The organism is Azoarcus sp. PA01 (genome assembly GCA_001274695.2).
Taxonomy (GTDB): Bacteria; Pseudomonadota; Gammaproteobacteria; order Burkholderiales; family Rhodocyclaceae; genus Aromatoleum.
Window position 1 is genome coordinate 555,300 of sequence record LARU01000004.1, and the last position, 21,179, is coordinate 576,478.

Consider the following 21,179-nt stretch of genomic DNA (forward strand, 5'->3'; position numbering starts at 1 on the left):
TACCGCGCCTGCCGTCCCCCGCCCCAGCGCACGCCATGATTCCGATCCACGCACTGCTCGCCCGCATCCGCTGGGCCTCCGCCTGCGGCCGCGGCGAGTTCGTCATCGGCTATCGCGACCGCGTCGCGTCGGCCGCCCCGAGAATTGAGTACTCACCAATCCAGTGCGAAACCGTTAAAAAACAAGCGGGCCCGCTCATTGGCGGGCCCGCTTTTGTAGATCGTTCTACAACCGATCTGGATACTGCACTTCTCTAAATGCTTGAATATTTGGGGCGACATACCGGGATCGAACCGGTGACAACTGGAGCCACAATCCAGTGCTCTACCAACTGAGCTAATGCCGCCACTTTCAAGGTTGCAGAAACTCTGCAACCAAAAAACCATTTGGCCTGCCCGACAGGGATCGAACCTGTAACCCCCGGCTTAGAAGGCCGGTGCTCTATCCAATTGAGCTACGGGCAGAAATCCCGCGGGCATTTCGGGGTTAGCTGGTCGGGGTGGAGGGATTCGAACCCCCGACATCTTGCTCCCAAAGCAAGCGCGCTACCGGACTGCGCTACACCCCGAGAGCGGCGAATAATACACAGTTGGCGGGCGTGCGTCAAACATGTTTCTTGGGGCATGAAGTTGTTGATGCGAGGCTCGCGAGCGGGGCCGATGCTGCTCGGGACAGGCACTTGCTTGCTCGTTGCAGAAGATTCTGCTATTAGTTCGCTTCCTTCAATTACCAACCGGAAGTCGAAGTCATGCCAGACGACACCCTGCAAAAGCAATTCCCGCCCTATGTTCCCGCCGAAGGCGAGGAGTACATGAGCGAGAAGCAGCTGGCTCACTTCCGCAGCATGCTCGAAACGGTCAAACAGGAACTGGTCGGGGACATCGAACGCACGGTGCACACGATGCAGGACGAAGCCACGGTGTTTGCCGACCCGAACGACCGTGCGAGCCAGGAATCCGATATTGCGCTCGAGTTGCGCAACCGGGATCGTGAGCGAAAATTGATCAAGAAGATCGACGAAGCGCTGGGCCGGATCAACGCGGGTGAATACGGCTATTGCGACAGCTGCGGGGTCGAAATCGGCCTGAAGCGCCTCGAGGCGCGTCCGACTGCGACGATGTGCATCGACTGCAAGACGCTGGAAGAAATGCGCGAACGCCAGGTGGCGAAGTAAACGGCTCCCTTCTGCTTCCCGGCGACGTCACCACCCCGGGACCACCACATGAAAAAGGGACGCCATGGCGTCCCTTTTTCTTCAGTCCGATTCGTCGCTTACTCGGCCGGCTGATCCAGCAGTGCCTTCATGCTCAGGCGAATCTTGCCGCGCTCGTCGGTCTCCAGCACCTTGACGCGCACCGCCTGCCCTTCCTTCACATAGTCGGCGACGTTATTGACCCGCTCGTTCGCGATCTGCGAGACGTGCAGAAGCCCATCGCGCCCGGGCATGATGTTGACGATCGCCCCGAAATCCAGGAGCCGGACGACGGTACCGTTGTAGACCTTGCCCACTTCGACTTCGGCCGTGATCGCCTCGATCTTTTCCTTCGCGAGCTGCGCACCTTCGGCGCTGACCGACGAGATCGTGACGCTGCCGTCGTCCTGCAGTTCGATGACGGTACCGGTTTCTTCCTGCAGCCCGCGGATCACCGCTCCGCCCTTGCCGATGACATCGCGGATTTTCTCCGGATTGATCTTCATCGTCAGCATGCGCGGCGCGAACTCCGACACTTCGCCGCGATGCGAGGCCAGCGCCTGCTTCATCAGCGCGAGGATATGGATCCGTCCCTCGCCGGCCTGGGCCAGGGCGACCTGCATGATTTCCTTCGTGATGCCCTGGATCTTGATGTCCATCTGCAGCGCGGTGATGCCGTTCTCAGTGCCCGCGACCTTGAAGTCCATGTCGCCGAGGTGATCCTCGTCACCGAGAATGTCGGTCAGGACGGCGAAGCGATTGCCTTCCTTGATCAGGCCCATCGCGATGCCTGCGACGTGCGCCTTCATCGGCACACCGGCGTCCATCATCGCCAGCGACGCTCCGCATACCGAAGCCATCGAGCTCGAACCGTTCGACTCGGTGATCTCGGACACGACGCGCACGGTGTAGCTGAAGTCCTCGTCGGCCGGCAGCGCGGCGATCAGCGCGCGCTTGGCGAGGCGGCCATGTCCGACCTCGCGGCGCTTCGTTACGCCCATGCGACCGGTTTCGCCGGTCGAGAACGGCGGGAAGTTGTAATGCAGCATGAAGCTTTCGCGGTACTCGCCGGCGATCGCGTCGATGATCTGTTCGTCGCGCCCGGTGCCCAGCGTCGCAATGACGAGGGCCTGGGTTTCACCGCGCGTAAACAGCGCCGACCCGTGCGTGCGCGGCAGCACGCCGACGCGGATATCGATCGGGCGCACGGTACGCGTGTCGCGTCCGTCGATGCGCGGCTCGCCCGCGAGGATGCGGCTGCGGACGACCCCGGCTTCGAGATCGTGAAAGATGTCCTTGAGCTCGTTGCCGCTCGGCGGCACTTCGAGCCCGTCGGCCACGACCCCGAACGTCTGCTTGCGGATCTCGTTGATGCGCTGGGTGCGGGCCTGCTTGCTCGTGATGCGGAACGCTTCTTCGAGCTGGGCGCCGGCCAGTTCCTTGATGCGGGCAATCAGCGGCTCGTTTTTCGCCGGCGGCTGCCAGTCCCATTCGGGCTTGCCTGCCACTTCGACGAGCTCGTTGATCGCGCGGATTGCGACCTGCATCTGCTGGTGGCCGAACATTACCGCACCGAGCATGACTTCTTCCGACAGTTCCCTGGCTTCCGATTCGACCATCAGCACGGCCGCTTCGGTACCGGCGACCACCAGGTTGAGTTGGCTGGTCTTGAGCTGTTCGACCGTCGGGTTGAGCAGGTACTGGCCGTCGCCATAGCCGACGCGGCATGCGCCGATCGGGCCGTCGAACGGAACGCCGGAAATCGCCAGCGCGGCCGACGCGCCAATCATCGCCGGGATGTCCGGATCGACTTCCGGGTTGAGCGACAGCACGGTGATGATGACCTGGACTTCGTTATAGAAGCCTTCCGGGAAAAGCGGACGGATCGGACGGTCGATCAGGCGGCTGGTCAGCGTTTCCTTCTCGGTGGGACGGCCTTCACGCTTGAAGAAGCCGCCCGGGATGCGCCCCGCGGCGTAGAATTTCTCGACGTAGTCGACGGTAAGCGGGAAAAAATCCTGTCCCGCCTTGGCCTCCTTGGCGGCGACGACCGTGGCCAGCACGATCGTGTCGTCCATGTTGACGATCACGGCACCGCCGGCCTGGCGAGCGATCTCGCCTGTTTCGAGCGTTACGGTATGGGCACCGTACGCGAAGGTTTTCTTGATAGCGGTAGGCAAAGTGAAGATCCTCTCGATAAATGGTGCAGCAAACTACAACTGCGATGTTTGACAAATCCGACGCCGCAAAAACAAAGCCGGTGCGGCCCCGTGGGGCGCGCACCGGCTTGCCGGCTTAAGTTGCCTTTTTCAGCGCTGTCGGACTCGCCACGGCCAGCGTGATTACTTGCGCAGACCCAGACGCTCGATCAGGTTGCGGTAGCTGTCGGCGTTCTTGCCTTTCAGGTAGTCCAGCAGCTTGCGGCGCTGGCTGACCATCTTGAGCAGACCGCGGCGCGAGTGGTGATCCTTCGCGTTGGCCTTGAAGTGACCGGTCAGCCCATTGATGCGGGCGGTGAGAAGCGCGACCTGGACTTCCGGGGAACCGGTGTCGCCTTGGGCGCGCTGGAAGTCGGTGACGATCTGCGACTTGGATGCGGTATCGAGAGCCATGTGGGTGTTTACTCTTTTCGTTCTGCCAATCAGAAGCGGACGATTATACCGAACGCTGCCCGGAAAACTCAATCGTTATCAAGATTGTTGCGCTGTGGCGACCGTCGAAACGAGACGTTTTGGCGACAACGTGCCGTTTCCGTCGCATTCCCCCAGCCCGAGGTAACGGCCTTCGCCGTAAATGCGCACCAGCCCCGCTGCGCCACCGTGAGCCGCAAGCGCGCGTCCCTGCAGAAGCAGCCCGGCCTCGGCGGCACCGAGTTCGATGCGCGGCAGATGAACCACCAGCGCATCGACCGGCGCCAGCAGCCCGGCGCGCGACTCCGGAGGCACCGCTTCCAGCGCCGTGAGCGTGACGGCCTCGTCCACGTTGAAGGATCCGATCCTTGTCCGCCGCAATTCGGTGAGATGCCCGCCGCAACCGAGCAGGCGGCCCAGGTCGATTGCCAGCGTGCGGATATAGGTTCCCTTGCTGCAATCGACGCGGATCCGCAACGAATCACCCTCCACGCCGAGCAGTTCGAGCGAATGGATCGTCACCGGGCGCGCGGCGCGCTCGACTTCGATCCCGGCGCGGGCATATTCGTAAAGGGGCTTGCCGTCGCGCTTGAGCGCCGAATACATCGGCGGCACCTGCTCGATTGCACCGGTCAGCGCCGCCAGCGCCTGACGGATCGAATCGTCCGTCACGTGCACCGGAGCGGTTGCGATCGCCACGCCTTCCGCGTCGCCGGTCGCCGTTTCGATGCCGAGCCGCACCGTGGCCTCGTAGGCCTTGTCGGCATCGAGCAGCATCTGCGAGAACTTCGTCGCCTCGCCAAGAGTCAGCGGCAGCAATCCGGTTGCCATCGGGTCCAGCGTTCCGGTATGCCCTGCCTTCGCTGCGTTCAGGAGACGGCGCGCCGTCTGCAAAGCGGCGTTGGACGTCAGGCCGCGGGGCTTGTCGAGCAGCAGGACGCCGTCGACGATCCGGCGCTGATGCCGGAATTGTTTCGAGGCTTTCAAATCTGCTCAGCTCTCCGGATCGTCCTTGTGGCGGGCGTCATCATCCCGGACCACCTGGTCGATGAGCTGCGACATGCGGCTGCCGCGCTCGACCGAACTGTCGTAATTAAAATGCAGCTCGGGCAGCGTGTGGATGCGCACCCGTTTGCCGAGCTCGCGACGCAGAAAACCGCTCGCGCGGCGCAACCCCGTCAGAATCTCGTCGAGCCCTTCCTCGCCCTTCATCGACGTGAAAAAGACTTTCGCGTGCGCGTAATCGGGCGTGATCTCGACGTCGGTCAAAGTGATGAACCCGACGCGCGGGTCCTTCACTTCGAGCCGGATCAGCTCCGCCAGCTCGCGGCGGATCTGCTCCGCGACGCGCTGGCTTCGGGAAAACTCCTTGGGCATGATTTACAGGGTCCGGGCGATTTCCTGAATCTCGAACACCTCGAGCTGGTCACCTTCCTGGACGTCGTTGAAGTTGCGGATCGAAAGGCCGCATTCGAAACCGAACTTGACCTCCTTGACGTCGTCCTTGAAGCGCTTGAGCGACTCGAGCTCGCCGGTGTGGATGACGACGTGGTTGCGAAGAACGCGTACCTGCGACCCGCGCTTGACGACGCCTTCGAGCACATAACAGCCTGCGACCGTTCCGACTTTCGGCACCTTGAACACCTGGCGCACTTCGACCAGGCCGATGACGTTCTCGCGGCGTTCGGGGGCCAGCATCCCGGAGAGCGCGGCCTTCACTTCGTCGACCGCGTCATAGATGATGTTGTAGTAACGGATATCGACACCGAAAGTTTCCGCCAGCTTGCGTGCGCCGGCATCGGCACGGGTGTTGAAGCCAATGATGACCGCTCCGGAAGCCTGCGCGAGGTTGACGTCCGATTCCGAGATCGCGCCTACCGCGGAGTGGATCGCGTTGACCCGCACTTCGTCGGTCGACAGCTTGTTCAACGCCTGCACCAGGGCTTCCTGCGAACCCTGCACGTCCGCCTTGATGATCAGCGGCAAGGTCTTGACTTCGCCTTCGGCCATCTGTTCGAACATGCTTTCGAGCTTCGCCGCCTGCTGCTTCGCGAGTTTGACCTCGCGGTACTTGCCTTGGCGGAACAGCGCGATTTCGCGCGCCTTCTTCTCGTCGGCCAGCGCGATCGCCTCATCGCCCGCAGCCGGCACGTCCGACAGGCCGAGAACTTCGACCGGAATCGACGGACCGGCGTGGTCGATTGGCTTGCCGTTCTCATCGAGCATCGCCCGAATGCGGCCGAACGTCGCCCCGACGAGCATCACGTCGCCCTTGCGCAACGTCCCCGACTGCACGAGCAACGAGGCGACCGGGCCGCGGCCCTTGTCGAGCCGCGCCTCGATGATCAGGCCTTTCGCGGGAGAATCGACCGGCGCCGTCAGTTCGAGCACTTCGGCTTGCAGCAGCACGGCTTCGAGCAGCGGGTCGATGCCCTCGCCCGTCTTCGCCGACACGTTGATGAACATCACGTCGCCGCCGTATTCCTCGGGCAGCACGCCTTCGGCGACGAGTTCCTGCTTGACGCGATCCGGATTGGCGTCGGGCTTGTCGATCTTGTTGACCGCGACGACGAGCGGAACGTTGGCCGCTTTCGCGTGGTGAATCGCTTCGCGCGTCTGCGGCATCACGCCGTCGTCGGCAGCGACCACCAGAATGACGATGTCGGTCGCTTTCGCGCCCCGGGCACGCATCGCGGTGAACGCCTCGTGGCCCGGCGTATCGAGGAACGTGAGCATGCCGCGCGGCGTCTCGACGTGGTATGCGCCGATGTGCTGCGTGATGCCGCCCGCCTCACCGGACGCGACTTTCGCGCGCCGGATGTAGTCGAGCAGCGACGTCTTGCCGTGGTCGACGTGGCCCATGACGGTGACGACCGGCGCGCGCGGCTCGACGCTCGCGTCGTGATGCGCTTCGGCGCTCTCGAGGTAGGTATCCGGGTCGTCGAGCTTCGCGGCGAACGCCTTGTGCCCCATTTCCTCGACCAGGATCATCGCCGTTTCCTGATCGAGCACCTGGTTGATCGTCACCATCGATCCCATCTTCATGAGAATCTTGATGACCTCGGCGGCCTTGACCGACATCTTGTGCGCGAGGTCGGCGACGGAAATGGTTTCCGGCACGTGAATTTCACGCACCACCGGTTCGGTCGGCGCCTGGAAGCTCTTGTGCTCGTCCTGCGCGCCGCGCCTGCCGCCGCCGCGCGCGCCGCGCCACGATCCGGTCGTGGCACCGACTTCTCCGCGGGTCTTCAGGCCGCGGCGCTTCGCGCTTTCCCCAGCCGTCTCGCCACGTGCGGTTCGCTTCGCGTCCTTGCCGGCGGGTTTTTCCTCGGTCTTGGCGGGGCGGTGCAGCGTGCCGACGGGCGCCTTGGGGGCTTCCTTGACCTGCGGCTTGGCTGCTTCGGCACGCCGCTCGGCCTCCGCGCGCACCCGTGCCTCTTCTTCGGCACGGCGTGCTTCGGCAGCCGCACGTGCCGCCGCTTCGCGATCCTGCTTTGCCTTGAGGTCAGCAGCCTGGCGAGCGCGCAACTCTTCGTGCCGTCGCGCTTCACGTTCGCGGGCAGCGCGTTCTTCGTCGCTCAGGATCGACACGCGCAGCGGCGCCCTAGACGGCGCGCGAGCGGGAGCCTCGGTTTTTGCCGATACGGAAGCTTCCACGGTGGCCGGTTCGCGTTCGGGCTGAGGCTCGGGTTCAGGTTCCGGCTCGGGTTCCGGCTCGGGTTCGGGTTCCGGTTCGACGATGGGCTCGGGTTCCGGCTCGGGTTCGCGCACCGGTTCCGGTTCGGGAGTGACTTCCGCGACGGGCTCGACGATGTTTTCGGTGTCGGGTGCGGGCTCGATTTCCCCCATCGCCAGGTCTGCGGTTTCCTCTTCGATCTGCGCGCTCTCGAGCGTGCCCGTCTCGGGGCTCACGTCATCGCGTTTCATGAAGACGCGCTTCTTGCGCACTTCGACCTGGACGGTGCGGGCGCGGCCCGACGAATCGGTCGCGCGAATTTCCGACGTTTGCTTGCGGGTCAGGGTGATCTTGCCTTTCGGCTGGCTCTGGCCGTGAGACCGGCGCAGATATTCGAGCAGTCTGGCCTTGTCCTGTTCAGTCAGCAGTTGGTCGGCACCGCTCTTCTCGACTCCGGCCTTCTGCAACTGCTCGAGCAGCACCGAGGCCGGCATCTTAAGTTCGCCGGCGAACTGGGTTACGCTCATCTGTTCCATCAATGCCCTCCCGTCATTCTTCGAACCAGTGCGCCCGCGCGACCGAAATCAACGCACTTGCCCGTTCTTGATCGATCCCGGCGATCTCGACCAGCTCATCCACAGCCAGGTCGGCCAGATCATCCCGGGTCAGGACACCGTGCCGGGCCAGCGTGGCGGCAAGCGGCTTGTCCATTCCTTCCAGGTTGATCAGGTCGTCGGAAACATTCTCCAGATGCTCTTCCGTGACGATCGCCTCGGTAAGAAGCACGTTTCGAGCCCGATTGCGCAGCTCGTTGACCGTACCCTCGTCGAAAGCCTCGATCTCGAGCATTTCGGCGAGCGGCACATAGGCGATTTCCTCGAGCGACGAGAAACCTTCGTCGATCAGGATGTCCGCGAGTTCATCATCGACATCGAGCTTTTCCATGAACAGCTCGCGCAGCCCTTCGCGTTCCTGGCCGGTCTTCTGCGCGGACTCTTCCTCGCTCATCAGATTGATCGTCCAGCCCGTGAGTTCGGATGCGAGCTTGACGTTCTGCCCGTTGCGCCCGATCGCGATCGCCAGGTTGTTCTCGTCGACCACGACGTCCATCGCGTGGCTTTCCTCGTCAACGACGATGGACACGACTTCGGCCGGTTGCAAGGCTGCGATGACGAACTGCGCCGGATCGGCCGACCAGACGATGATATCGATCTGCTCGCCGGCAATCTCGTTGCGCACCGCGGTGACGCGCGAACCGCGCAGACCGACGCACGTGCCGATCGGATCGATGCGCGGGTCGTTCGACTGCACCGCGATTTTCGCCCGCAGGCCCGGGTCGCGCGCGCAGGCCTTGATCTCGAGCAGCCCGTCCTCGATTTCCGGCACTTCGAGCTCGAAGAGCTTGCCGACGAATTCCGGCGCGGTGCGAGACAGGATCAGCTGCGGGCCCCGCGCGCCCCGATCGATGCGCAGCAGGAACGCCTTGACGCGGTCGCCGACGCGCAGGTTTTCCCGCGGAATCATCTGGTCGCGCGGAATCACGGCTTCGAGCCGGCCGATCTCGATGATCGCGTTGCCGCGCTCCATGCGCTTGATCGAGCCCGAAACCAGATGTTCCTTGCGTTCGAGGAAGTCGTTCAGAATCTGTTCGCGCTCGGCGTCGCGGATGCGCTGCAGGATGACCTGCTTGGCCGCCTGGGCGCCGATGCGACCGAAATCGATCGGCTCGAGCGGCTCCTCGATGTATTCCCCGAGTTCGATGCCGGGGACCATCTCGCGGGCGTCGATGATGCCCATCTCGGCTTCGTCGTTGACGACCTCCTCGTCGGGCATCACGACCCAGCGCCGGAAAGACTCGTAGTCGCCGGTATCGCGGTCGATCGTCACGCGCACGTCGGCTTCATCGTTGATGCGTTTCTTGGTTGCGGAGGCGAGCGCACTCTCCAGTGCGCCGAAGACGATGTCCTTGGCCACATTCTTTTCGCGCGCCAGCGCATCCACAAGCAGCAATATCTCGCGGCTCATTAATCAAAACCTCCACATCCGAAAGCTCAAAACTTGGGCACCAGGCGTGCTTTCTCGATTTCATCGAAGGGAAAGGCAACTTCGCCTTTCTCGGTGCGCAATCGCACCACGCCTTCGCTCAGTCCCTCGAGCACCCCGATGAAATTTCGCTGATTGCCGATCGGCATGCGTAGCCGCACCTGCACTTCGTCGCCCGCGAAGCGTTCGAAGTCGGCGGTTTTTTTTAGCGGCCGATCAAGGCCGGGCGAGGAGATTTCGAGCCGGTCGTAGTCGACGTTCTCGACTTCGAACACGCGGGTGAGCTGATTGCTGACCGTGGCACAATCATCCACCGTCACGCCGCGCTCGATATCGATGAAAACGCGCATCAGCCGCCCTTTCGGGGAAGTCTCGAAATCGACCAGCTCGAAGCCGAGCCCGCTGACAACCTGTTCAACCAGACCTTCGACGTCCATTTCCACGCCCACAAATAAAAAATGGGCTAACGCCCATCCCTGTTGATTCCCAACTGAAAACTGGAGGACCGAAAATTAGACCCGCCAAAGCCCTAAAATTATAACTGCTATCCGGGCAACAGGCAATTCGCCCCCTGTTCGCCGATGTTCCCCGTCCAGCGCGGCAGCGCTCCACCGCTGGTCCTCTTCCGGATCCCGCTCTATCATCGGCGCGATGGCTTCAATACGCCCCCGTACGTTCCCCGTGCAAAACATCATCAGGAGACCGTAATGACGCACCCCCTTTCGGCGCCCCGACCGACCCAGGCCACGCCGGGCAGCGACTATCCGCACCTGCTCGAGCCTCTCGATCTGGGCTTTTGCACGCTGAAGAACCGCGTGCTGATGGGGTCGATGCATACCGGTCTGGAAGAATCCGGCAACGGCTTCGAGAAACTCGCCGCGTTCTACGCGCGGCGCGCGCGCGGCGGAGTCGGGCTGATCGTCACCGGAGGCATCGCGCCCAACGCGGACGGCGTGATCTTTCCCGGCGCCTCGGTGCTGACGAACGAGGAAGAGGTCGCGCATCATCGCCCGATCGCCGCGGCGGTGCATGCCGAGGGCGGGAAGATCTGCATGCAGATCCTGCACACCGGGCGCTACGCCTACCATCGTGGCGCGGTCGCACCGTCGGCGCTGAAAGCGCCGATCTCCCCGGCCACTCCGCGCGAGATGAGCGAAGCCGACATCGAGCGCACGATCGACGACTACGCGCGCTGCGCGGCGCTGGCCCAAAGCGCCGGTTACGACGGCGTCGAGGTGATGGGGTCGGAAGGCTACCTGATCAACGAGTTCACCGTGCCGCACACGAACCACCGCACCGACCGCTGGGGCGGCAGCGTCGGCAACCGGCATCGCTTTCCGGTAGAGATCGTGCGGCGCGTGCGCGAGCGCGTCGGCGCCGAATTCATCATCATCTATCGGCTGTCGATGCTCGACCTCGTCGAGGGCGGCGCGCCGTGGGAAGAAATCGTCGCGCTGGCGAAAGCCGTCGAAGCGGTGGGCGCGACGCTGATCAACACCGGCGTCGGCTGGCACGAAGCGCGCATCCCGACGATCGCGACGATGGTCCCGCGCGGCGCGTTCAGCTGGGTGACGCGGCGCATGAAAGGCGAAGTCGGCATCCCGCTGATCACCTCGAACCGCATCAACACGCCGGAAGTCGCCGAGGACGTCCTCGCGCGCGGCGACGCCGACATGGTGTCGATGGCGCGGCCGTTCCTCGCCGACCCGGATTTCGTCGTCAAGGCCGCAGCAGGCGAGGCCGCGCAGATCAACACCTGCATCGCGTGCAACCAGGCCTGCCTCGACCACATTTTCGAAGCGAAGCCGTGCACGTGCCTCGTGAACCCGATCGCGTGCCGTGAGCTCGAGTTCGTCATCGCGCCGGCGACGGCGAAAAAGCGCGTCGCCGTGGTCGGCGCCGGCCCGGCCGGCATGGCGGCGGCGGCGACGGCTGCCGAACGGGGCCACAGCGTCACGCTGTTCGACAGCGCTGCCGAGATCGGCGGGCAGTTCAACCTCGCGAAGCACATTCCCGGCAAGGAGGAATTCGCCGAGACACTGCGCTACTTCCGTCATCGGCTCGACAAGGCCGGCGTCGAAGTGAAGCTCGGCCGGCGCGTCGCTGCGGACGATCTCGTCGGCCGTTTCGATACCGTGCTGCTCGCGACCGGCATCTCGCCGCGCACGCCGGACATCCCCGGCATCGACCATCGGAAAGTCGCGAGCTATGTCGACGTGATCACCGGCCGAAAAGCGGTCGGCCGGACGGTCGCGGTCATCGGCGCGGGCGGCATCGGCTTCGACGTCAGTGAATTCCTGACTCATGCGGACCTCGCCGACGACCCGATCGAGCACTACCGGCGCGAGTGGGGCATCGACGCGACCTATGCACGGCGCGGCGGACTCGCGACGGCGTCGGAAGAAGAGCCGCCGCGACAACTGTGGCTGCTGCAGCGCAAGCCGACGAAGGTCGGTGAAGGCTTGGCGAAAACCACCGGCTGGATCCGGCGCACGCTGCTCGCGCGCCGCGGCGTGAAGATGCTCGCCGGCGTCAGGTACGAGAAGATCGATGACGCCGGCCTGCACCTGCGCATAGGCGACGAAAGGCAGCTCCTGCCGGTCGACACCATCGTCGTCTGCGCCGGCCAGGATCCGCTGCGCGACCTCGAGGCCCCGCTGCAGGCGGCCGAAGTGCCGGTGATCCGCATCGGCGGCGCGGACGTCGCCGCCGAACTCGATGCGAAACGCGCCATCGATCAAGGCACGCGCGTCGCAGTCGCGCTCTGAGCTTCCCTCGGCCCGCATCGCTCACAAAGCGGCGGGCATGCAGGGCGTGCGTGACGAAACGCCCGCCGGCAGGCGCGAACGAACCGTCGCGCGCTCAGTGCATCGACCAGCCGTGACTCACCATGAACGACTGGCCGGTGAACGCGGCGCCGGGGAAGGTGGCGAGGAACAGCACGGTGCGCGCGATCTCGTCGACCGTCGTGAACGCTCCATCGACGGTCGCGCCGAGCATCACCTTGCGGACGACCTCCTCTTCGCTGATCCCGAGCTCCCTCGCCTGCTCGGGGATCTGTTTGTCGACCAGCGGAGTGCGCACGAAACCCGGACAGACGACATGTGAGCGCACGCCGTGCACCGCCCCTTCCTTCGCCAGCACCCGCGCCAGCCCGAGCAGGCCATGCTTGGCGGTCACGTATCCGGACTTCAACGGCGACGCGAGGTGGGAATGGACCGAGCCGAGGTAGATCACGACGCCGCCGCGCTTGTCCTTGTACATGTGCCGCAGCGCCGCGCGCGTCGTCAGAAACGCGCCGTCGAGATGGACGGCGAGCAACTTCTTCCAGTCGGCGAACGAGAAGGCGACGATCGGGTTGACGATCTGGATGCCGGCATTCGAGACCAGCACGTCGACGCTGCCGTATTTCGCCGCCACTTCGTCGATGCCGCGATCGACGGCCGCTTCATCGGTCACGTCCATCGCGAGCGCGCTCGCCTGCCCGCCCAGAGCGACGATCCCGCGCGCCACCTCGTCGGCACTCTTCAGGTCGAGGTCCGTGACCACCACTGTCGCGCCTGCCTGCGCGAGATGCTCGGCGATCGCCTTGCCGATGCCGCTGCCGGCGCCGGTGACGACAGCGACTTTCCCATCCAGCCGTTCGCTCATCGGAAAAACTCCTTTCCTCAATGACAAGCCGTTAAAGATAGAAATCTGGGTACGCGACCGGTGAAAGCAAGGAAGGATCGTAAGCCCCGCTCTCCTGCCGCCCCCTCACTTGCCCGGATCGTCGATCTCCGGGAGGCTCAGCGTTCCTTTTTCGCTGAAGCGCGTCACGCCAAATGCGCCGCCGCCCAGCTTGCCGCGCAGAAGATAGGGCACGCCGTCGAGCGCACCGCCCTCGACGAGCGCGAGCGCTTGGCGCATCGCGGTGAAGGCGGAAACCGTCACGGGAACGCTGAGCAGCGCTTCACCGAACCGCGGCACGCTGCCTTTCGTGCCACTGACACCGCTCGCAAACGGCTTGCCGTTCAACTCCAGCTCGACTGCCAGGCCGTCGTAGTCGAGCGGCGCCTCGTTCGGGTTCTGAAGCCGAAGCTTGAGGTTGAAGCGCATCTCGAGGCCTTCGCCCCGGAGCGGGTCGATCCCGACGACGGCGATGCGCACGGGATCGCGAGCGGCCATTCCCGCGCAGCCACCGAGCACCAGCGCGAGCAGCAGCGTCGCTACGCCGAGAAGGATGCGGACGGAAACCGGTCCTGGATGCGAGAGCATCAGCGGCACCTCATGATGAACCGAGCGGAGGAAGACTTTACGAGTCGGCTTCGAAGCGCTTCGTTCGCGGGCGTACGTGAAGCGGTTCGGGGCAGCCTCGGATGAACGGTGATCAGAGCTGGGTCTGGACGCTCTCGACGGTGATCACGAGGGCGCCGCGCGCCCACGGAAAAGCCGATTTCGCGCGCTCGGCAAGTTCGCCTTGCTCCAGGATCGCGCCTGTTCCCCGCAGCACGCAGCCTTGGCCCGGACCGTGATTCCCCTGCACGGCGCGGGACGCGACGAGCACCTGGACGCGATTGTTGCGTTGCAGGTTGTCCTCGGTCTGGCGGTAGTAGCCGGCCGGCATGACGAGCCGGTCTTCGTCGAATCCGAGCCGGCGCAGATAGTCGCCCCAGTTGCCGACGACGTGGGGACCGTCCGGCCCTTCGGTGACGATGGTCACGAATTCGGTCTTGTCCAGGAGCTCCCGGGTCACGGCATCGATTGCGCTCATTGTTGTTCCTTTTCAGCGAATGGCAGGGATCGAGCGGCTTCCGCACGCGGAGCCGCTCGTTGGATGGGACGGACGCGCGGAATCAGTTCTTGACGTGCGCGGCGAGCTTCAGCCACGTGTCGATCACCGTGTCCGGATTCAGCGAAATCGTCTGGATGCCTTCGTCCATCAGCCATTCGGCGAAATCCGCGTGATCCGACGGCCCTTGGCCGCAGATCCCGACGTATTTGCCGAGGCGGTTCGCGGACTGGATCGCCATCGACAGCAGCTGCTTGACGGCCGGGTCGCGTTCGTCGAACGCGTGCGCGACGAGGCCCGAATCGCGGTCGAGGCCGAGCGTGAGCTGCGTCAAGTCGTTCGAGCCGATCGAGAAGCCGTCGAAATGTTCGAGGAACGCATCGGCGAGCAGCGCGTTCGACGGGATCTCGCACATCATGATCAGCTTGAGGTCATTGACGCCGCGCTTCAGGCCGTGCTCGGCGAGCAGCTCGACGACGCCAGCGGCCTCCTCGACGTTGCGGACGAACGGAATCATGATCTGCACGTTCGTCAGGCCGAGCTCGTTCCTGACCTTTTTCATCGCCGTGCATTCGAGCTCGAAGCAGTCGCGGAAGCTGTGCGCGATGTAGCGCGACGCGCCGCGAAAGCCCAGCATCGGGTTCTCTTCCTCCGGCTCGTAGATCTCGCCGCCCAAGAGCTTGCGGTATTCGTTCGACTTGAAGTCCGACATGCGCACGATGACCGGCTTCGGATAGAACGCCGCGGCAATCGTCGCGACCCCTTCGACGAGCTTCTCGATGAAGAACTGCTTGGGCGTCGCATAGCCGCGCGAGCGGCGCAGGATCTCGGCGCGCAGGCTCGCCGGCACCTGGTTGAGGTCGAGGATCGCCTTCGGGTGGATGCCGATCATGTTGTTGATGACGAACTCGAGGCGCGCGAGACCGACGCCGCCGTTCGGAATCTGGGCGAACTCGAACGCGAGCTCCGGGTTGCCGACGTTCATCATGATCTTGACCGGAATTTCGGGCAGGTTGCCCATGTCGGTCGTGACGACCTCGAAGTCGAGCCGGCCGCGATACACGTAGCCGGTGTCGCCTTCGGCGCACGACACGGTCACCGAGTCGCCCTCGTCGAGCACTTCGGTCGCGTTGCCGCAGCCGACGATCGCCGGGATGCCGAGCTCGCGCGCGATGATCGCGGCGTGGCAGGTGCGCCCGCCGCGGTTCGTGACGATCGCGCTGGCGCGCTTCATCACCGGCTCCCAGTTCGGGTCCGTCATGTCGGTGACGAGGATGTCGCCGGCCTGGACGCGGCTCATCTCCGACGCATCCTTGACGACGCGCACCGTGCCGACGCCGATCTTCTGGCCGATCGCGCGGCCGTGCGTCAGCGACTTGCCGTACTGCTTGAGGCGGTATTTTTCCATCACGTGCCCGGAAGACTGGCTTTTCACCGTCTCGGGACGCGCCTGCAGGATGTACAGCTTGCCGTCCTCGCCGTCCTTGCCCCACTCGATGTCCATCGGCCGGCCGTAGTGCTTCTCGATGATCACGGCGTAGCGCGCGAGTTCGAGCACGTCGTCGTTGGTCAGCGAGAACTTGACCCGGTCCGCTTCGGCGACATCGACGGTGCGGACCGACTTGCCCGCCTCCTTCTTGTCGGCGAAAACCATCTTGATCAGCTTCGAACCCAGGTTGCGGCGGATCACCGCCGGCTTGCCGAGCGCGAGCGTCGACTTGTGCACGTAGAACTCGTCCGGGTTCACCGCGCCCTGCACGACCGTCTCGCCGAGCCCGTAGGACGCCGTGATGAAGACGACATCGTTGAACCCGGATTCGGTGTCGATCGTGAACATCACGCCCGACGCGCCGGTATCCGAGCGCACCATGCGCTGCACGCCCGCCGACAGCGCGACTTCGGCATGCGTGAAGCCCTTGTGCACGCGGTACGAGATTGCGCGGTCGTTGTACAGCGACGCGAACACTTCCTTCATCGCGTGCAGGATGTGCTCGTAGCCGTGGATGTTGAGGAAGGTTTCCTGCTGGCCGGCGAACGACGCGTCGGGCAGATCCTCGGCGGTCGCCGACGAGCGCACCGCGAAGCTCCCCTCGCCTTCGGCGGTCAACACGTTGTACGCTGCGTGAATCTCCTCTTCGAGCTTGGCCGGGAAAGGCGTCTCGACGATCCACTGGCGGATCTGCGCGCCGGTCTTCGCCAGCGTGTCCACGTCATCCACGTCGAGCGCGTCGAGCGCGGCAGCGATGCGCCCGGCAAGCCCCTGGTGAGCCAGGAATTCACGGAACGCGTCCGCAGTGGTCGCGAAACCGCCGGGAACCCGGACGCTGGCAGGCAACTGGCTGATCATCTCGCCGAGCGAGGCGTTCTTGCCACCAACCTGCTCCACGTCCGACATGCGCAGTTCAGTGAAGGGAATGACGTAACGAGTCATGAATGGCCTTCCGATTTTGTGGGGGAGAAAGCAAAATCCGATTTTAGCGAAAAATGCTGCTCTGCCGCACGGCAGGTTTTCCCCAATGCCCCTTTTCCGGCGCAAAACATGAGTGACACTCCCATCCGTACCGTCTTTTTCATCTCCGACGGCACCGGCATCACCGCCGAGACGCTCGGCCACAGCCTCCTCGCGCAGTTTCCTGACGCGCGCTTTCGCCAGGTCCGCGTGCCGTTCGTCGACGACCTCGACAAGGCGCTCGACTGTGCGCGCCAGATCCGCGAAACGGCAGCGATGGACGGCGTGCGCCCGATCGTCTTCAGCACGCTGGTCAACCCCGACCCGCTGAGCGGGCTGCGCGAAGTCGATGCGCTGTTCGTCGATCTGTTCGAGCAGTTCATCAATCCGCTCGAGGCCGAACTCGGGCAGCGGTCGACGCACACGGTGGGGCGCTTTCACGGCATCGCCGAGAGCAGCGACTACAAGGCGCGCATCGAGGCGATCAACTTCGCGATGGCGCACGACGACGGCGTCTCGTCGGACGGCGAACTGGCCGACGCCGACGTGATCCTGGTCGGCGTTTCACGTTCGGGCAAGACGCCGACGAGCCTGTACCTGGCGGTCCAGTTCGGCGTCAAGGCGGCGAACTATCCGCTGATCCCGGAGGATTTCGACCGCAACAAGCTCCCCGGAGAGCTGCATCGCCATCGCGGCAAGCTCTTCGGCCTGACGATCGCGCCGGAGCGCCTGTCGCAGATCCGCCAGGAACGGCGCCCGAACAGCCGCTACGCGTCGATCGAAAACTGCCGCTTCGAGATCGACGCGGCACAAAAGCTGATGCGCCGTGAAAACATCCAGTGGCTCGATTCGACCAGCAAATCCATTGAAGAGATATCGGCTACCATTCTGCAGGCCGTGCGGCTGAACCGCCCGGTGTACTGATCGCCCGAGAAAACGGCCTTGCCGTTTCCGCCTCCCGCGGGGGACAGGAAAACTTGGGGCGGCTCAGCGTTTTCTCGAGAGTCCGACAGCGGCAATCATCACCCAAACAGGAATTTACGGATGAAACGAACACGTCAAAAGCGCCGCGGCGGTTTGGGCCGCGAAGCCGAACAGCTGATCTGGCTCGCAACGGGCCTGGCCGAATCCGGCAGCCGAGCCGAAGACCATTACTGGGACCGCCACCTGTGCGCGGCCATCGACCGCCTGCTCGCCGACAGCGAAGAGGAAACGCTGAACGCTGCGCTCGACCACCTGTACAGCGCCGACTCGCCCGGCTACGACGAACTGGCCGACTTCATCGAGTCGCGCGCCGAAAGCGCCCCGGGCGTGTCGCCCGAGCACGATATCCTGCTGATTGCCGCGCCGGTGCTCGCGTGGTCGCGCTACCGCATTCCGGCGACGACCATTTCGCCCGCGGTGCTCGCGAACCTGCGGGTGCATCTGCAGGCTCACGTCCTCGCCGATCGCGTCAAGCTCGCACTGGCCGATTTTCTGTTCAGCCCCGACCAGTTGCCGCAGGGCTACAGCGCCACCGCCGAGTTTGCCGCGAAGCTGGGGCAGTCCGCGCTTTCCGGGCGCGACCTGCATATCGAGACCGAAGGCATGCCCGAGACGGCGCAGTTCCTGTCGGACACCCGCTATCTGCTCGCCGCGATCGTGGTGCCGAAAGGCGAAGCGCTGTTCGGCTGGCAGCAGGCGGGCGGATCGCGCGACCAGTCCCTCAGCCAGTGGCGCAAGCAGGGCGGCGCGTGCCTGATGCCGCTGCTGCCGGGTTGCGCGATGGAAGTCGTGTTGCCCGACGCCTATTTCGCCGCCAGCCGGCAAGCCGACAAGGACAGCCGCCCGTACGCGATCCGCGCATCGGTGGCCTTCCTCGGCGCCGAGATGGAAGCGCCCGCCGGCAACCTGCGCGCGGTGATCGCGCCGTTCCACGAGCGTGAACTCGAGGAATATCGCGTCGGTCTGACCTTGCGCGGCAAGGACGAGGTGGTGCATGGCGTCGTCTGGCCGCTGCTCGGCGCCGAGGACGACAACGCCGACAGTCCGGCGCAGATCGAAGCGGTGCTGCGCGACTGCGGCGTCACCGAAATCGTGAACCTCGAGCACCGTTTCCCGCTCGAATACTGCGATGACTGCGGCGCGCCGCTCTACCCTTCCCCCGAAGGCGAGATCGTGCACGCCGAAATGCCCGAAGAACACGGCGAGCCGACGCCGCGGCACCTGCACTGACGCCGTCCGGCAGTCGGGCCGACACGAGGAGTCGTCCATGAGCCGCAAGATCGACAAGTCCGAAGCCGAATGGCGCGCACAGCTCACTCCGGCGCAATTCCAGGTCACACGGGAAAAAGGCACCGAACGCGCCTTCACCGGGGAATACTGGGATCGCTGGGACAAAGGCGAATACCGCTGCATCTGCTGCGGCGCACCGCTGTTCAGTTCCGAACACAAGTTCGACGCCGGCTGCGGCTGGCCGAGTTTCTGGACGGCCGCGGTGCCCGAAAACGTCGAGACCGCCGACGACCGCAGCCACTTCATGCAGCGCACCGAAGTGCTGTGCCACGAATGCGGCGCGCACCTCGGGCACGTGTTCGAGGACGGGCCGCAGCCGACGGGCCTGCGCTACTGCATCAATTCGGCATCGATCCGGCTCGAACCGGACGCGTCCGCGGATGACGACCAGAGGCGAGGACCGCAGTCGACCGGCTAGCAGCGGTCGCCCGGCAGCCGCTCACGGGCGGGCTGGAGCCTGCACCAGCGACGCGAGAACCGGCGACGAGAAGTCGCGGCGGTAGAGCACCACCACGACGATCGTCGTGACCCCGATGAACAGCCACGGCTGGATGAACCAGGTGACTGCGGCGATGCCGAAATAATAGGCGCGGATGCCGCGGTTGAACTCGTCGCCGGCCAGCCAATTGACCGTCGCGAGCCGGTTCACCGTCGCCTCGGCATCTTCGCCGGGGCGGATGTGCGGGCTCGCGCCGATCAGGATCGACAGCAGGTTGAACTGACGTAACGACCACGTGAACTTGAAATACGCGACGATGAACACCGTCAATAGCAGCAGCAGCTTCACTTCCGATACCGCGCGCGAGGTTTCCCGCGCGAACGGCAGGTCGGCGGCAAAGCGGATCACCTGATCGAGTGCGCCGAGCACCGCGAGCAGGCCGGCGATGATGTAGATCGTCGTGCTCGCATAAAACGACACGCTCTGCATCAGGTTGCCGACCAGTGCTGCGTCGGTCATGCGCATCTCGCGCTGCACGAGCTGGCGCGCCCACTCGAGCCGGTAACGATGCGTGACTCCCATCAGGCCGTCGCGCGCCCAGCGGCTGCGTTCCGAAAACCAGCCATAGCCGACCCACGCGACGAGAAACCAGCACAGCCCCGCCCAATCGGGTCCCGAGATCGCCGTCATGAATTCCTTCATCGCGGCCGTTGCTCAGGAGGCGCGCAGGAAGTCGCTCACGATGCGGATTTGCGACGCATCCATCAGCACCGGCGCGTGACCGACGCCCGGGAACTCCGCGATCTGCGCGCGCGGCCCGGACTGCGCCATCCGCGCGACGGTCTCCGCTTCCAGCAGATCCGATTCCGCGCCGCGGATCACCAGCGTCGGACAGCGGATCGCCTTGTACACATCCCACAGATCGACGTCGACCGTGATCGGCGTGTGGCGGAAGACATCGCCGATCCCAGGGTCATAAACCATGGCGAAGCCGCCTTCGACCGGCCTGACCGAATATTCCGTGAGGTGGCGCCACTGGGCGTCGGTCAGCGGTCCGAACGGCGCGCTGACTTCGCGTATCCAGGCTTCGGCGGCGGCCATGCTGGAGAACTTGGGCGCCTTGCCGACGTATTCGCCGATGCGCCGCAGCGACACCGCAGTGATCACCGGCCCGACGTCGTTGAGCACGAGGCGCGAGATCGGCGTGTGCGGCTGGCTGGCGATCAGCATGCCGATGATGCCGCCCATCGAGGTGCCGACCCAATGCACGGTGTCGGCATCGACCCGCGCGAGCAGCGTGATCATGTCGGCGACGTACAGCGGAAAGCCGTAATCGGTCTTGACGCCGAGCCAGTCGCTGCGCCCGCGACCGACGACATCGGGGCAGACGACGCGGTAGTCGTCGGCGAGGGCTTGCGCGAGGAAGTCGAAGTCGCGGCCGTTGCGCGTCAGGCCGTGCGCGCAGACGAGCACCCTGCGGTTCGCCGGGTCGCCCCATTCCGTATAGGCCATGCGATGCAGGCCGTGGGGTCCGATGCACTGCACCGACTTCTCGCGCAGTCCGCGATACGGGCGGGTCGGCAGCGGCGCGGGTCGAAACAGGCGGCGCAAGGTGTCGAGCAGGCTCATCGATTCAGGCCGTTGGATTAGGAAGCCGGAGTTTAGCAGCCCGGATGCGTATGCCGGTGACGCCGGAGCCACACTG

19 protein-coding genes and 3 tRNA genes are annotated in these 21,179 nt (G+C 64.6%); 6 read left to right on the forward strand and 16 right to left on the reverse strand.

The window, feature by feature from the left end; all coding sequences use genetic code 11:
- Positions 1-35: 35 nt before the first annotated feature.
- The gene (locus PA01_19055) at positions 36-257 is read left to right on the forward strand and encodes a DUF504 domain-containing protein (protein KAI5912335.1); all 222 of its coding nucleotides are present in this window, start codon (positions 36-38) and stop codon (positions 255-257) included.
- Between the two features lie 13 nt (positions 258-270).
- Here PA01_19055 and PA01_14720 read toward each other — a convergent pair.
- From PA01_14720 to PA01_14730, 3 genes are all read right to left on the reverse strand, one after another.
- Positions 271-346, reverse strand: a tRNA-His gene (locus PA01_14720).
- 41 nt (positions 347-387) lie between these two features.
- Positions 388-464: transfer RNA gene (locus PA01_14725), tRNA-Arg, on the reverse strand.
- A gap of 27 nt (positions 465-491) precedes the next feature.
- Positions 492-568 (reverse strand) — tRNA-Pro (locus PA01_14730).
- Between the two features lie 180 nt (positions 569-748).
- Here PA01_14730 and dksA point away from each other — a divergent pair.
- Positions 749-1,174 (forward strand): RNA polymerase-binding protein DksA, encoded by a 426-nt coding sequence (dksA, locus tag PA01_14735; GenBank protein ID KON79736.1) that lies wholly within the window; start codon positions 749-751, stop codon positions 1,172-1,174.
- Between the two features lie 98 nt (positions 1,175-1,272).
- Here dksA and pnp read toward each other — a convergent pair whose 3' ends face one another.
- From pnp to rimP, 7 genes are all read right to left on the reverse strand, one after another.
- A complete protein-coding gene (gene pnp / locus PA01_14740) occupies positions 1,273-3,372 on the reverse strand; it encodes a polyribonucleotide nucleotidyltransferase (protein KON79737.1) in 2,100 nt (699 codons plus the stop codon).
- A 162-nt stretch (positions 3,373-3,534) separates the two neighbouring features.
- The gene (gene rpsO / locus PA01_14745; protein ID KON79738.1) at positions 3,535-3,804 is read right to left on the reverse strand and encodes a 30S ribosomal protein S15; all 270 of its coding nucleotides are present in this window, start codon (positions 3,802-3,804) and stop codon (positions 3,535-3,537) included.
- Positions 3,805-3,882: 78 nt separating this feature from the next.
- Positions 3,883-4,809: a tRNA pseudouridine(55) synthase TruB gene (gene truB, locus PA01_14750; GenBank protein ID KON79739.1), complete on the reverse strand. Its 927-nt coding sequence runs from the start codon at positions 4,807-4,809 to the stop codon at positions 3,883-3,885.
- A 6-nt stretch (positions 4,810-4,815) separates the two neighbouring features.
- Complete coding sequence (gene rbfA / locus PA01_14755; protein ID KON79740.1) at positions 4,816-5,199, reverse strand: 30S ribosome-binding factor RbfA; 384 nt, start codon at positions 5,197-5,199, stop codon at positions 4,816-4,818.
- 3 nt (positions 5,200-5,202) lie between these two features.
- A complete protein-coding gene (gene infB / locus PA01_14760; protein ID KON79741.1) occupies positions 5,203-8,034 on the reverse strand; it encodes a translation initiation factor IF-2 in 2,832 nt (943 codons plus the stop codon).
- A gap of 13 nt (positions 8,035-8,047) precedes the next feature.
- The gene (gene nusA / locus PA01_14765) at positions 8,048-9,523 is read right to left on the reverse strand and encodes a transcription termination factor NusA (GenBank protein KON79742.1); all 1,476 of its coding nucleotides are present in this window, start codon (positions 9,521-9,523) and stop codon (positions 8,048-8,050) included.
- 26 nt (positions 9,524-9,549) lie between these two features.
- The gene (gene rimP, locus PA01_14770; protein ID KON79743.1) at positions 9,550-9,978 is read right to left on the reverse strand and encodes a ribosome maturation factor RimP; all 429 of its coding nucleotides are present in this window, start codon (positions 9,976-9,978) and stop codon (positions 9,550-9,552) included.
- A gap of 270 nt (positions 9,979-10,248) precedes the next feature.
- Between rimP and PA01_14775 the strand changes: the two genes are divergently transcribed.
- Positions 10,249-12,309 carry an NADPH-dependent 2,4-dienoyl-CoA reductase gene (locus tag PA01_14775; GenBank protein KON79744.1) on the forward strand — a complete coding sequence of 687 codons (2,061 nt, stop codon included), beginning with the start codon at positions 10,249-10,251 and terminating at the stop codon, positions 12,307-12,309.
- Positions 12,310-12,403: 94 nt separating this feature from the next.
- On the opposite strand, the gene PA01_14780 is transcribed toward PA01_14775, so the two are convergent.
- The 4 genes from PA01_14780 to ppsA form a co-directional block, all read right to left on the reverse strand.
- A complete protein-coding gene (locus tag PA01_14780; GenBank protein ID KON79745.1) occupies positions 12,404-13,192 on the reverse strand; it encodes a 3-hydroxybutyrate dehydrogenase in 789 nt (262 codons plus the stop codon).
- 105 nt (positions 13,193-13,297) lie between these two features.
- Positions 13,298-13,798, reverse strand: coding sequence for an LEA type 2 family protein (locus tag PA01_14785; protein KON79746.1), 501 nt, complete (start codon positions 13,796-13,798; stop codon positions 13,298-13,300).
- A 112-nt stretch (positions 13,799-13,910) separates the two neighbouring features.
- A complete protein-coding gene (locus PA01_14790; GenBank protein ID KON79747.1) occupies positions 13,911-14,294 on the reverse strand; it encodes a pyridoxamine 5'-phosphate oxidase family protein in 384 nt (127 codons plus the stop codon).
- A gap of 82 nt (positions 14,295-14,376) precedes the next feature.
- Positions 14,377-16,743 (reverse strand): phosphoenolpyruvate synthase, encoded by a 2,367-nt coding sequence (ppsA, locus tag PA01_14795; protein ID KON79748.1) that lies wholly within the window; start codon positions 16,741-16,743, stop codon positions 14,377-14,379.
- 108 nt (positions 16,744-16,851) lie between these two features.
- Here ppsA and PA01_14800 point away from each other — a divergent pair, with 108 nt between their 5' ends.
- The 3 genes from PA01_14800 to msrB all read left to right on the forward strand — a co-directional run bounded on the left by PA01_14800 (position 16,852) and on the right by msrB (position 19,453).
- Positions 16,852-17,685 (forward strand): kinase/pyrophosphorylase, encoded by an 834-nt coding sequence (locus PA01_14800; protein KON79749.1) that lies wholly within the window; start codon positions 16,852-16,854, stop codon positions 17,683-17,685.
- A 120-nt stretch (positions 17,686-17,805) separates the two neighbouring features.
- Positions 17,806-18,975 carry a DUF2863 family protein gene (locus PA01_14805; protein KON79750.1) on the forward strand — a complete coding sequence of 390 codons (1,170 nt, stop codon included), beginning with the start codon at positions 17,806-17,808 and terminating at the stop codon, positions 18,973-18,975.
- A gap of 37 nt (positions 18,976-19,012) precedes the next feature.
- Positions 19,013-19,453: a peptide-methionine (R)-S-oxide reductase MsrB gene (gene msrB / locus PA01_14810; protein KON79751.1), complete on the forward strand. Its 441-nt coding sequence runs from the start codon at positions 19,013-19,015 to the stop codon at positions 19,451-19,453.
- A 21-nt stretch (positions 19,454-19,474) separates the two neighbouring features.
- Here the strand turns inward: msrB and PA01_14815 are convergent, their stop codons facing one another.
- Both PA01_14815 and PA01_14820 read right to left on the reverse strand, forming a co-directional pair.
- Complete coding sequence (locus PA01_14815) at positions 19,475-20,176, reverse strand: DUF599 domain-containing protein (GenBank protein KON79752.1); 702 nt, start codon at positions 20,174-20,176, stop codon at positions 19,475-19,477.
- A 12-nt stretch (positions 20,177-20,188) separates the two neighbouring features.
- Complete coding sequence (locus PA01_14820) at positions 20,189-21,103, reverse strand: alpha/beta hydrolase (protein KON79753.1); 915 nt, start codon at positions 21,101-21,103, stop codon at positions 20,189-20,191.
- Positions 21,104-21,179 lie beyond the last annotated feature (76 nt).